The sequence below is a fragment of the Campylobacter concisus genome (assembly GCF_050447505.1).
Taxonomy (GTDB): domain Bacteria; phylum Campylobacterota; class Campylobacteria; order Campylobacterales; family Campylobacteraceae; genus Campylobacter_A; species Campylobacter_A concisus_BP.
On the sequence record NZ_JALMFZ010000001.1, the window covers coordinates 312,649 to 324,255 of the forward strand.

The window sequence follows — 11,607 nt, forward strand, 5'->3', positions numbered from 1 at the left end:
AAATATGCTAAAGAACAACCAAATTTCAAATGCACAAAAGCCTAGCCTTTTAACCATAGGCTTAAATTTCTACGTAAGTCTCTCTTTGTTACTTGGCACTATGCCTGCCCTTGCAAATGAGCCAAGTATCATAGCTGACCCAGGTGCTAGTAACCGCCCTGATATACTAAAAGCTCCTAATGAGACGCTAATAATAAACATCACAAACCCTGATAGCAAGGGCGTATCTATAAATGAATATAGCAGGTTTAATACCCCAACCACTGGCACTATCCTTAATAACTCTAATAAAAACATAGATACAAAGATAGCTGGTCAGATAGATGCAAACTATAGGCTAAATAAAGAGGCAAGCCTTATTATCAACAAAGTAAATTCAGCTGAGAAATCATCTCTAAAAGGAAATTTAGAGGTTGCAGGTAGCAGAGCTGATGTGGTCATAGCAAACCCAAATGGCATAAGCATAGATGGTCTAAATATGATCAACTCTCGCTCACTCACACTAACAACAGGCAATATCAATAAACTAAGCCCTAAAGAGATAGAGCTAATATCTGATAAGTCAATCGATATCGTAGGGGACGGCCTAAACGATAAGAGCAGCGACTATACTAACGTGATCTCAAATGCCATAAATTTAAACTCAAATATCCACGCAAATGAGCTAAACATCATCGGTGAAAAGGCGCTTGCTTCAAGCAAAGACAGGCTTTATAACGACGTAAAAGCTAAAAACCAAGAAAACAGCTTTAGCCTAGATAGTAGCGCGCTTGGCGGTATGTATGCTAATAAAATCAAACTAGTTGGCACAAGTAACGGTGTAGGCGTAAATAATAATGGTCTAGTCATAGCAAATAACAACATAGAGATAAGCCTTGATGGCGATATAGTAAATGCTGGCGCTATCGCTTCTAACAAAGATGCAAACATAAAAGCAAATACTATAACAAACAAAGATGAAGCGCTAATAGCAGCCAAAGAGAGCCTTAATATAAAAGCAGAGACTTTGGTAAATACATCTAGTCAAATTTATGCTAAAGATATAAATGTAGAGGCTAAAAAGCTAGTAAATAACTCAAGCTCGCAGGCTAGGGTGGAGAAAAGCTCATTTGCTAAAAATTTAGCTCTAAAGCAAAGTGGCGAGAATAGATTTAAACTTGAAGAGGTAAATTTAAAAGAGATAAAAGCAAAGATAGAGGCTAAATTTAAAAAACTAGGCAAAGAGCTAAGCGAAGATGAGCTAAATGCTGAAATTTTAAAAGAGGCTATAAGTAAAGATAGCACTCTTTATGCTCTAAATTTACACAAAGACTCATATCTATATGGCACATCGACAAAGGTATTTCATAACTTAAGACTAGACATAGACAAAAACGAAGTAGTACTTGATACTAGCAAAGCAAAAGACCGCGAAGTACTAAAGAGAATTTACTACTCTATAAACAAAGAAATTTTAAACGAAGAAGATAAGGCAAATTTCATCCCAGGTAGCATAGTAGCAAGCAATGATATAAATTTAAAAACAGATGAAGTGCTAAATGATAAGAGCTTTATCTACGCTGGCAATGACCTTGTGCTTGATAGCAAAAATATAACAAACGTAGCGCTAAATTTAACAAGAGATGGTCGAAGTTTTAATGAGTTTAAATGGAAGCAACAAGAGTGGAAAGGTAAAAGAGGAAAAATCCTTGGTCAAAAAAGATGGGTGACTAAGGGCGGAAAAAGCACGAATTTTAACTTCTCATACACTGATGTTGGCTTGCCAGCAGTCTTTGCAGCGGGCAATAACATAGTAGGAAGCACGCAAGACTTTTCAAGCTACGCACTAAATGACGATATAAAGCTAGCAAATGTTGATCTGGATAAATTCTCTGAGCCAATATTTAATAGCCCAATTATTAAAAATCTAAATAGAATGGTTAAAAACCAAGGGTATTACTACAGCCTTGATAGTATAAACTCTGCTTACATAGCAAATATCCTTGATGGCTTATATGAAGCAAGAAACGAGAGTATAAGTAAATTTAAAAATGAGGCAAAAGATAAAAACGTAAAAGCATCAGCTCTAGTAATGGCTAATAACATTGACCTAGACGCCAAAGGAAACATAAGCCTAGCTGGTAGCGTAGTGGCTGATAATATCAATCTAAACTCACAAAATTTAAACCTAAATCACCTAGAGCTAAACTCTAAAGATCTAAATTTAAAAGCGAACGCAGCAAATATCAACTCAAGTGAAATTTCAGCCAAAAACATAAATGTAGATGCAAATAATATAAGCTTAGACAAAGAGTCATCTCAGTTTAGCAAGGCTTCAAATTTAAAAGCAGACGAGAGCTTAAATTTAAGTGCTAAAGAAAATTTAAACATCGCTGGCGGAGGCTTAGAGGCTGATAAGATAAATTTAAGTGCAGATAATATAAATATAAACGCTAAAGAGTTTGCCTATAGCCATAGCGCAAAAGAAAAGGGCGTGGAATTTAGCCAAAACATCCAAACGCTAAATAGCGCAAACCTAGACGCAAAAGATATAAATTTAAACTCTAAGTCAAACACACAGATCAGCTCAAGCAACTTAAGAGCTACTAACAAGCTAAACATAGAAGCTGGAAATGATATATATGTAGTGGGCGCTAATACAAACGAGAGCACGGAGACTAAAGAGAAGTCAAAGGGCTTTTTCTCTAAAAAAGAGTCTAGTCTAATGGCTATAAATCAAAAGGTCATCAGCTCAAATTTAAACGCAGGCGATATCAGCTTAAAGGCTGGTGGTAACGCAATAGTAACTGGCTCAAATTTAAGTGCTAAAAATGATATAAACATAGATGCGAATAATATAGGCTTAGCTCCAACAGCTTATAAAAATGATGAGGCAAGAGCTAGCTCTAAGAAGTCATTTGGTGGATTAAAATCTAGCCTTGATATGCACTCTCTTGCTAAGACAAACTTACAAGGCTCATCTTTAAGTACTAGTCAAGGAGATATAAATTTAAATGCAAAAAACGACATCTCTATAATATCTTCAGATATTAAAAGTGGTGGAAATGTAAATTTAAATGTTGGCAATAACTTGTCTATATTAGCAGCCAAAGAGCAAATAAAAGAAAAAAGCGTTCATAAGAGCTCAAACATTAATATAATCTCATTATTGACATACCCGGGTATGCTGGTAGCTTCTGCGATAGATCCTATTGGGACTGGTTCAAATACCTACTTATTTGAACAAATGTTTGGAGATACTTTAACTCAAATTTATCGCTCAAGCTATAATGAAAAGGGAAGTCTTGACGCACTAGCAAAGCTTTCAAACATATCTGCAGCCAAAGAGCTCAATCTAAAAGCAAATGAAGCTACTATAACTGCAAATTTATCAAGTAAAGATGATACTAATATAAAGGCAAATTCTATTGAGATATCAAATGCCGAAAACGAGCATAGTAGCTATGAGATATCTAAGAGCAAGGGTATAAATCTACCAAGCACCAAAGATCTTGCAAATGATCAAAAACCAAAACCTATAAAAGAATTTAAGTACGATACTAGCACCAAAACAAGAGTAGCAGACGCAGAGTATGAAAAATCTACCACCGATGTAGCATCAACTAAAGCTATATCGTCAAACCTTGTTTCAGATAAAAATATAAATTTAAATGCAAACGAAGAGATAGGTATCACTGGATCAAATTTGATCGCCAAAGAAGATATAAATCTAATAAGTAAAAATGCAAATATAGATATATTAAATAGCACCGACACTACTGATATATCAAAAACACTAAAACAAGCAAAAGCAGCTCTTTCTATCACTGCCCAAAACGAATACGTAGAGGTGGCTCCAGCTAGTCTTGCTTTGATAGAAGCTATAAAGCAGCTTAAAAAGGTAAAAAAAGAGTATGATAACTATAAACACACTAGAGATGATCTAAAAGATAAACTACATGAGCTAAAACAAGCCTATAAAAGTAAAACTCCTGGCATAGATGGCTCAGATATAGAAGATCTATCAGATATCCTTGAAAATGTTAATGACGAAGAGAGGTACTATAAGGCAAATATAGCTTTAGCTATGGCAAACGTAGAAGCTAAGAGCCTAGCACTTATAGCTCAAGTAGCAGCAGCTGCAAAGGCAGCATCTAACTGGTATACATTTGGCTTTAGTGTAGGAGTAGCAGCTAGTGTAAATGGTCACAAATCAAAATCAAACTCAAATGAAGTAGTCTCTAATCCATCAAATTTAAGTGCAAATAACATCAAGATACAAACTCCAAATGATACAACTATCACTGGTTCAAATTTAAGTGCCAATAATCTAATAGATATAAACACAAACAACTTAAATATAAACTCTAGCAAAAACACCTATACATCAGAAAGTAAAGACAAAAGTATAGGTGGAACCATGAGATATACTATGTATGGTGGCGGCGGCGGAAGTGCTGGCCTAAACTACTCTACTAGTAGTAGTGACACAGAGAGCCTAACAAATAACAACTCTCATCTTTACTCAGCTAAAGATATGAATATAAACACAGCTAATGACGCAACTATCAAAGGAGCAAATTTAAGAGCTGATGAGAGATTAAATTTAAAAGTAGGAAATAACCTAAACTTAGAGAGTGTAAGAGACAAATACGCATACAATGAAAGAGGATATAGTGTAGGTGTTGGCATAGGATTTAGTAGTGATAAATCACCAAACTCAAGCTTTGCTAATCCATCTAGCACAAAAGCAACTAGCACCAATGCAAATTTCTCTAGATCAAGCTCGAATACAATAACCAAACAAACCGTACTCTCATCTATAACAGCAAATGAGCTAAACGTAGAGGTAGGCAATAATACTCATCTAAAAGGATCACTTCTAGCAGCAGGAGAGTATGATAAAGATAATACCTTTATAGATAACCACAACCTAAATTTAAAAACAAATACCCTAAGCTATGAGAATCTATCAAATACAAGCTATGCTAAAGGAACAAACTTTAGCATAGGGGCTAACTATATCCTAGAAGATAAAAACAATAAAGATAGCAGATCAAATAATAATCAAGAAGATAAATTTACAGGTCTTAAATCAATAGATCTATCTAACCATAGAAATTTAAGCTACAGCTTATCTAAAAACCTAGCAACTCTAGGCAGTGGTAACATAGAGATAGCTGATAAAGATAACTCTGATGATCTAACAAAACTAAATAGAGATACAACTAAACTAACAAAAGATCTAATAAATACTAGCATAAGCTCAAATGTAGATGCTAGTATGGATTTAAGGGTGCTAACAAAGAGTGGGCAAAAGGATATCAAAGATGAGTTTAATACAGCCACTGCCATAACAAAAGCACTAAATGCAATTATAGAAACAGGCGAGTTTAATTTTAATAGTGAAGTAAAAGAAAATGTTGCACAGTATGAAGCTGGCAAACTATTAGGCAAAGAGCTGGCTCAAAAACTAACGGATGATAGTGTTACCATAGAAGAAAAAGAGGCTTTAGGAAATAAATTTATACAGCTATTTGCAAGTATGTCAGGTCTTGATCTAGATGGTATATCTTTAAGAATAATTGATGATAAATTTGCAAAAGGAAAAGACGATGAAAAATTTCTAGGACATTTCAATAGCGGATCAATAATACTAAATTTAGCTCACATTAAAAATGTTGATCAGTTTGTAAGCACTCTAGGACATGAGTTAAAACATGCCATAGACTATAAAGCTGGCAAATTTATACCAGGAGATAGTAAGCAAGATAGATATGCAAAACTAAAAGAAGATAGTTTTAGTGACTATCTAAGTAAAGCTCTAAATTTACAAGATAGTGGCATCAATGCCAAAGATGCAGCGATAAACTATACGAAAAATCAAAGTAGTTTAAATACCCTACTCTTAAATTCTTATATGTTTAATGGCTTAGATAAGAGTAAGGGGGATAATAGACAATTTAGTCAGCCAGAAATAGACTGGCTAAAGGCTAATGGCAATAATTTCGCCAACTTCATTAGAGAGAGAACAGGTATAGACATTTCTCAAGATGAAGCCATTTCAAGACTTTCAGTGCAAGCACTAAAACAAAGTGATAATGTCTGGTCTTTGATGTTTAATAAAGATGATGCTTTAGCAAAAGAGTTTTTGGCAAAACCTGACAACAAAGAGGGTCTATTTGTTGTTGATAAATTTGACAATAGAAATAATAGATTAAATTTAGATGTAGCTATTAATAATATAGATTTTTACAATAAATATATTCATCCAAACATAGACTCTTTACCGCTAGAAACAGTTAAAAATAGTATATTAAACTTGGCATCTAATGCAGATAAAATACCAAGCAACTTGCAAAACTGGTATAAAGATCAGACTTTTACCGCTTCTAGCTTGCGTGACGGTGCTATATCTTTAGCAAAAGATATAACCGTAAATGGGGTAAGTGGCGTAAGAAATATGTACTATAATATATTTAACAACGATAAAAAGATTTTAGAAAAAGTTTATGATTATAATGGCATAAGCGATGATATAGCATTAATATCAGGATTTGATACATCTAGTTTAACTGGTGTAGCAGCAATAGGAAAAGAAGCGGGTGTTGGTCTTGGAAAAGGTGCTGTTGGTTTAGGTAAGTTAGCAAAAGATGGAGTGGTTGCGATAGGTAAGGCTGGTGCAAAAGGCGTAAATTTAGTAAAAAATACAAATTTTACAGATGTTGCGTTAAGCTCTATCGTTAAATTAGACCAAGCAACAACAATAAAAGGTGTTCAAACAATAAATATAGGCGGTAAAGAGTACGCAGTGGTAGGACATAATCCTTTAACTAAAAATTATATAATAAGACCAACTGGGGTAATAAAAAAAGAAAAGGTGCTGGTTGGAAATCATTATGAAGTTACACAAGATGGGCTTTTGGCTGTTGGGAAAAACGCATTGCAACGATCAGGTATAAAAACTATCTCAAAACAGGAATTTAAGAAAGCTAGCGATTTTAGCATCGTAAATAATCCTGCTATGACCATAGAATATATAAACAGTTATCTTCCAGGAGGTGTTCCAGATGCTACTATTGCTGGCGCTATTGGTTATGCAACATATCAATTTTTACACCCTGAAGAATTTGGAGAATCGATTATTGACATCTATAATACAATAAGAAAATCAGGAAAGAAACTAGTGAATGCAATAAATACTGATAATAGCAAATTCAAGGAATAACTATGTTTTATAAATTTTGCTATGTCTTTATTGGTTTTGGATTTTTATTTATATCTATTAGGATATTTGCGAACAAAAAATTTGAAAGATTTGCAATTGAACATGATTTTTCCAGTTTGGGCGATACTTATGTTATTCCAGCCATTATTAGCTTAGCAGCTAGTTTCGCATTTTTCTATCTTGCCTTGCGTTCCACAAAAAACATCAAAAAATACCCAGAGTATTTAGTATGTCTTAAATGTAAAACTACTTGGTGGTTTGGGCATTTACGCGATAAAAGTAAATGCAATTTTTGTGGTGGCGAGGTGATGGATGCAAGTAAATATGGTGACTATATAAGAAAACTAGAATTTTTAGAAAAAAGAAAAAAAGGACCCAAAAGAAGAAGCGTTAGAAATAAACGAAAAAAAGATAAAGGTAATGTTGATGATTGATGTAAATTTGCGAGTAAATAGGCTTAAGTCATGATTAAAATACGGATCGTGATAGCAATATTTTTTACATTGTTATCATCTTTAAATTTATATAAACTATTCGCAGAGGAAGGCTATAAAGGCGGAAAAGTATATGTAGTATCAACTGTGCAGTCTATAACCATGCAGATAATTTTAATCATTTTGTTGATCGCATATACGATATATTTGATAAGGCTAAATTCTAAAATACCAGAATTTACAAAGTGTCCAAAGTGTAAAAATAGTTATAATTACGCTGATACTAAAAATAGCAAATGCCCTAAATGTAATGTTGAAATAATAGAAGTTGAGAAATTTTATAGACAGTTTCCAGATGGGTTGAAAAATTTAGAAAAAGATAAAAATGATTAAATATTGTCTTGCATTGGTTATGATTATTGCTGGATTTAAAGTGTTGTTTGTTAAGCAATTTTTGTCGCAAGGGGCTTTTCATGATTTTTCAAATCCATTATTATACATACCAATAAGCGGCTTTTTGATTATTGGTGGATGTTTATTAATATTGAATAAAAGAAAAGAAAAATGACTATCTCAAAACAGGAATTTAAGAAAGTTACAAATAACATTTTTGGAAAAAGATTACCGGATGGTCGTGGCACTAGATTGGAATTATTGGAAGCTGGTTAATTGGAATTAAAAGCTTTTTAGATTTTATGGAAAATAGATGAAATATGTATTTTATATTTTTTCAATAATTTTGTTTATCCAAGGTGTTTTATTAGTCTTTGGGATATCCGTTTATGGTGCGAGACAAAAACTTGAGCCAAACATAGAAAATATATGTTTTTGCTTTATATTTTCTATAATATGTTTTATTTTTGCTAGAAATAAGAAGATACTGGATTTTTTTGAAACCATCAATGGTATAAATGGTAAAAGCAAAAAATAGAAATAATTAAATTTATATTTTTATAAATGGAGCAACTGAGGTTAAATTTACAAAAATATGTTTAATGATAATACATTCTTTGTTTAACAGGATATAGCAATATAAAAAAGACACTTGGAATAGAAAATGAACGCTAAATTTGGATTTATCTTTTTAGGTTGTATTTTTCTTTTGGAAGCCATTTGGGCTTTATTTGGTGGCAAAATTTATTTTAGATTTCATGGTTGGCAAACAGTTGATGAAAAAAGTATTTTTGGATTTTTCATTGTTGGGTTATTTTTTATATGTTTAGGAACAAAATACAAAATAAAATACCCTGAATTCACAAAATGCCCTAAATGTAAAAAGAGCTACAATTATAGTGATACAATCAAAGGCAAATGTCCTAAGTGCAATATTGATACAATAGAAATTGAGAAATATTATAAGCAATTTCCAAGCGAATTAGAAAATTTGGAAACAGATATAAAAGATAACAAAAAATGAAAAAATTTCTAATTATTTTTTTTGGTAGCATATTATGTATCGGCTTTATAGTAATCCTAAAACTTCTCTTTGGAGAATACTATGGAGATATTATTTTTGCTGGGATAATCTTAACAAATATATATTACATAATTAAAAACGGCATAAAAAAGAGTGACTTTCAGAAAAAGAATTTTAAAACAATGGACGTCACAATAGGTGGCGTCTCTTTGATACAGGCTATATTTGTATTTATAATGTGGGTTGGTTACAATGCCACAAGAGGATAAGCATAAAAGTTGGCGTTTTGGATAAAACAACGTTTAAATCTGTTAAATTTAAGCAAGAGTTAAATTCAAAAATCCAAATGACATTAATAAAGCCAAACCTAAATTCTTTAGAATTTCTCGATTAAAAAGCCATAGGGAGAAATTTAGGAAATGGATATGATAGTAAATAAAAATGATAAGCAGCACCGTCTAACAAATGGACAGTTAGTGGAAAAGTGAAAAATAAATGAACTATTTAATAGGTTTTATTATTTTTGCCGGAGGGCTGTCTATACTCATAGATCCAACTCCACCGATAAATATTTTTAGTCTGCCAAAAGGAGATGTTATCCCTTATGGTCTAAATATACCAGTCGGATTGGTCATGGCGATGCTTGGCTTGCTTTTTATATATAGGGAGTTAAAAAAGTAGTTGAGGAACTGTAAATTTGACCCTTGTTGGCTTAAAGGCAATGAAAAATGAGTAATTTCTTTATATCTATTGGATTTTTGATAACTGCTATTCAAATTTTTACTAGCAAGAAAATGGCAAGAGCATATGATAGTACCGACTACTCTTTGATGGGAGATTTCTACTTGCTTTCTGGTGTGACGGCATTAGCGGGCGCCATATTATTTTTTTGGCTTGGATATAGGTCTATTAAATTTAAAGATATCAAGAAAGAATTTGAATGCAAATGGTGTAATAGCTGCGGCAAAGCAATTAAAATCGGCAAAGATGTCTCTTGGTGCCCAGATTGTGGTAAGTCACTAACTAAATTTAATGACAAGCACGGTAAAAAAGCATCTAAAATATAGTACTCTTTCATTGGCTATGTAAGTTCCATATAAATTCATTTAAAATTTAGGCGATATTGCCAAGATAGGAAGTGGAATGGAAAAAGGTGAAAGAGTAGCTGTGGGTTGTATATCGTTTGTAGAGCTCGTTTTATGTATGGTCTATGGGAAGTACTATATTAGGGGCTGGAGTGAAGTCGATCTTCTCTCGGTCTCCTTTTTTGTTTGTACTTTTATCTATTGTGTTGCGCCATTTTTTGTCAAGAATAGCAAAGCAAGTGGCTTAATTAAATTTGACCTTCTGTCGTTCATTGCGTTGCTCTTGATATATCTACTAGGCTTTAGGCTTATCTTGAATATTTTTGATGGCTCTTATATGAAATATATAGCTATTTTTATATTTACTATTTTGGCTGCAAGAGTAATACTAAATTTGTTTGCAAAATATAAAAATAGTTAGCTTTTGTATTAGTGAAGATTTAAGTTTTATAATGTTTTGTATATTTAAACGCATAGGCTGGGGTTTCATAGGATTTATGTGCTTGCTTGACTGTATTTCTATGCTAGCTAACAAAAGTGTAAAAGTTGGTGAGAAGTTTTTTAAATTTGACGATGCTGGTTATTTATACTTACTACCAGCACTTGGTTTTTTGCTGTTAGGTATTTATGGTTTTTGGATGGCTTTTAGAAAAGAACCACCAGTCGTGCAAAGGCTAGAGGGCATGTGGTGCCCTGACTGCATGAAATTTTATCATATAGGCGAAACTACATGTGAAAAGTGCGGACAAGAGCTACTAAAAGGCTATAACACACACTATGAAACAAGGCCAAAACCAAAGACCGAGCCGCTGTTTAGGTCAAAATCTAGAAATAAAAAGCGAAAGTTAAAGAGGTAAATTTATAAATTTTGTAATGCAAAGGGGCGCAAGGCAAAAATAATTCAAAGGTAAAGTCATTTTGATTTTTGTTATTCTAGCGCTCTAGCTATCACCGACCACTCTTTTGCAAGTTTTTCAAGGCTAAATTTAGCATTCGCAGGGCTGGTTGATGGTAGTTTTATCACCTCTTTTTTTGTTGCTTTTATGATCTCATCTTCTAAATATTTTTTGCAAATTTCATAAGCTTTGCCGCCGTTTGCATAGACTTGCGTGATATTTGCCTCTTTAAATAATGGCTTTAAATTTGCAGGCACGATCTTGCTCATCTTAGCGTCGCTTGAGCCCTCTATATCGCATGATATCGCCGCGTCATATATCGCGATGTGGTGAGAGAGTAGAAATTTTATCTTTTCATTCGTGCTCGCAGGCAGTGGAGCGTTTAAAATCCCAGCCAGCACCCGCCAAAAGCGGTTTTGCGGATTTGTATAGTAAAAGCCAAATTTACGAGAGATGACAGAGGGAAATGAGCCTAGGATCAAAATTTTAGAGTTTTTATCAAAGATTGGCTTAAAAGGGTGCGTTTGGCTCATTTTCCACCTTTTAAATTTGAAAATTTAGCCGCCAA

Annotated in this window: 12 protein-coding genes; 11 read left to right on the forward strand and 1 reads right to left on the reverse strand. The window is 33.2% G+C overall.

Annotation, left to right across the window (positions count from 1 at the left end):
* Nucleotides 1–4 precede the first annotated feature (4 nt).
* From MTT09_RS01545 to MTT09_RS01595, 11 genes are all read left to right on the forward strand, one after another.
* A complete protein-coding gene (locus tag MTT09_RS01545; RefSeq protein WP_429802142.1) occupies nt 5–7,207 on the forward strand; it encodes a hemagglutinin repeat-containing protein in 7,203 nt (2,400 codons plus the stop codon).
* Between the two features lie 2 nt (nt 7,208–7,209).
* Nucleotides 7,210–7,641 carry a hypothetical protein gene (locus tag MTT09_RS01550; protein ID WP_149704572.1) on the forward strand — a complete coding sequence of 144 codons (432 nt, stop codon included), beginning with the start codon at nt 7,210–7,212 and terminating at the stop codon, nt 7,639–7,641.
* A gap of 162 nt (nt 7,642–7,803) precedes the next feature.
* Nucleotides 7,804–8,034, forward strand: a complete 231-nt coding sequence (locus MTT09_RS01555; RefSeq protein WP_429802144.1) for a hypothetical protein — start codon at nt 7,804–7,806, stop codon at nt 8,032–8,034.
* Complete coding sequence (locus tag MTT09_RS01560; RefSeq protein WP_429802146.1) at nt 8,027–8,209, forward strand: hypothetical protein; 183 nt, start codon at nt 8,027–8,029, stop codon at nt 8,207–8,209. The genes MTT09_RS01555 and MTT09_RS01560 overlap by 8 nt, the downstream gene beginning before the upstream one ends.
* A gap of 138 nt (nt 8,210–8,347) precedes the next feature.
* Nucleotides 8,348–8,572 carry a hypothetical protein gene (locus tag MTT09_RS01565; RefSeq protein WP_429802148.1) on the forward strand — a complete coding sequence of 75 codons (225 nt, stop codon included), beginning with the start codon at nt 8,348–8,350 and terminating at the stop codon, nt 8,570–8,572.
* Nucleotides 8,573–8,698: 126 nt separating this feature from the next.
* On the forward strand, nt 8,699–9,058 hold the full coding sequence (locus MTT09_RS01570; RefSeq protein ID WP_429802150.1) for a hypothetical protein: 360 nt from the start codon (nt 8,699–8,701) through the stop codon (nt 9,056–9,058).
* Complete coding sequence (locus tag MTT09_RS01575; RefSeq protein ID WP_429802152.1) at nt 9,055–9,327, forward strand: hypothetical protein; 273 nt, start codon at nt 9,055–9,057, stop codon at nt 9,325–9,327. Before MTT09_RS01570 ends, MTT09_RS01575 begins: the two co-directional genes overlap by 4 nt.
* Before the next feature lie 226 nt (nt 9,328–9,553).
* The gene (locus tag MTT09_RS01580) at nt 9,554–9,739 is read left to right on the forward strand and encodes a hypothetical protein (RefSeq protein WP_429802154.1); all 186 of its coding nucleotides are present in this window, start codon (nt 9,554–9,556) and stop codon (nt 9,737–9,739) included.
* Between the two features lie 47 nt (nt 9,740–9,786).
* Complete coding sequence (locus MTT09_RS01585) at nt 9,787–10,125, forward strand: hypothetical protein (protein ID WP_429802156.1); 339 nt, start codon at nt 9,787–9,789, stop codon at nt 10,123–10,125.
* A 76-nt stretch (nt 10,126–10,201) separates the two neighbouring features.
* Entirely contained in the window at nt 10,202–10,564 is a 363-nt protein-coding gene (locus tag MTT09_RS01590; protein ID WP_429802158.1) for a hypothetical protein, read from the forward strand.
* A gap of 31 nt (nt 10,565–10,595) precedes the next feature.
* On the forward strand, nt 10,596–11,000 hold the full coding sequence (locus MTT09_RS01595; protein WP_429802160.1) for a hypothetical protein: 405 nt from the start codon (nt 10,596–10,598) through the stop codon (nt 10,998–11,000).
* 71 nt (nt 11,001–11,071) lie between these two features.
* Here the strand turns inward: MTT09_RS01595 and MTT09_RS01600 are convergent, their stop codons facing one another.
* Nucleotides 11,072–11,572, reverse strand: coding sequence for a DNA-deoxyinosine glycosylase (locus MTT09_RS01600; protein WP_429802162.1), 501 nt, complete (start codon nt 11,570–11,572; stop codon nt 11,072–11,074).
* Nucleotides 11,573–11,607: the final 35 nt, after the last annotated feature.

Excerpts from the sequence above, each read along its gene's own strand:
- MTT09_RS01550 (WP_149704572.1), top strand. The coding sequence starts at position 7,210 with ATGTTTTATAAATTTTGCTATGTCTTTATTGGTTTTGGATTTTTATTT.
- MTT09_RS01590 (WP_429802158.1), top strand. The coding sequence starts at position 10,202 with ATGGAAAAAGGTGAAAGAGTAGCTGTGGGTTGTATATCGTTTGTAGAG.
- MTT09_RS01565 (WP_429802148.1), top strand. The coding sequence starts at position 8,348 with ATGAAATATGTATTTTATATTTTTTCAATAATTTTGTTTATCCAAGGT.
- MTT09_RS01570 (WP_429802150.1), top strand. The coding sequence starts at position 8,699 with ATGAACGCTAAATTTGGATTTATCTTTTTAGGTTGTATTTTTCTTTTG.
- MTT09_RS01585 (WP_429802156.1), top strand. The coding sequence starts at position 9,787 with ATGAGTAATTTCTTTATATCTATTGGATTTTTGATAACTGCTATTCAA.
- MTT09_RS01555 (WP_429802144.1), top strand. The coding sequence starts at position 7,804 with ATGCAGATAATTTTAATCATTTTGTTGATCGCATATACGATATATTTG.
- MTT09_RS01560 (WP_429802146.1), top strand. The coding sequence starts at position 8,027 with ATGATTAAATATTGTCTTGCATTGGTTATGATTATTGCTGGATTTAAA.
- MTT09_RS01600 (WP_429802162.1), bottom strand. The coding sequence starts at position 11,572 with ATGAGCCAAACGCACCCTTTTAAGCCAATCTTTGATAAAAACTCTAAA.
- MTT09_RS01575 (WP_429802152.1), top strand. The coding sequence starts at position 9,055 with ATGAAAAAATTTCTAATTATTTTTTTTGGTAGCATATTATGTATCGGC.
- MTT09_RS01595 (WP_429802160.1), top strand. The coding sequence starts at position 10,596 with ATGTTTTGTATATTTAAACGCATAGGCTGGGGTTTCATAGGATTTATG.
- MTT09_RS01545 (WP_429802142.1), top strand. The coding sequence starts at position 5 with ATGCTAAAGAACAACCAAATTTCAAATGCACAAAAGCCTAGCCTTTTA.
- MTT09_RS01580 (WP_429802154.1), top strand. The coding sequence starts at position 9,554 with ATGAACTATTTAATAGGTTTTATTATTTTTGCCGGAGGGCTGTCTATA.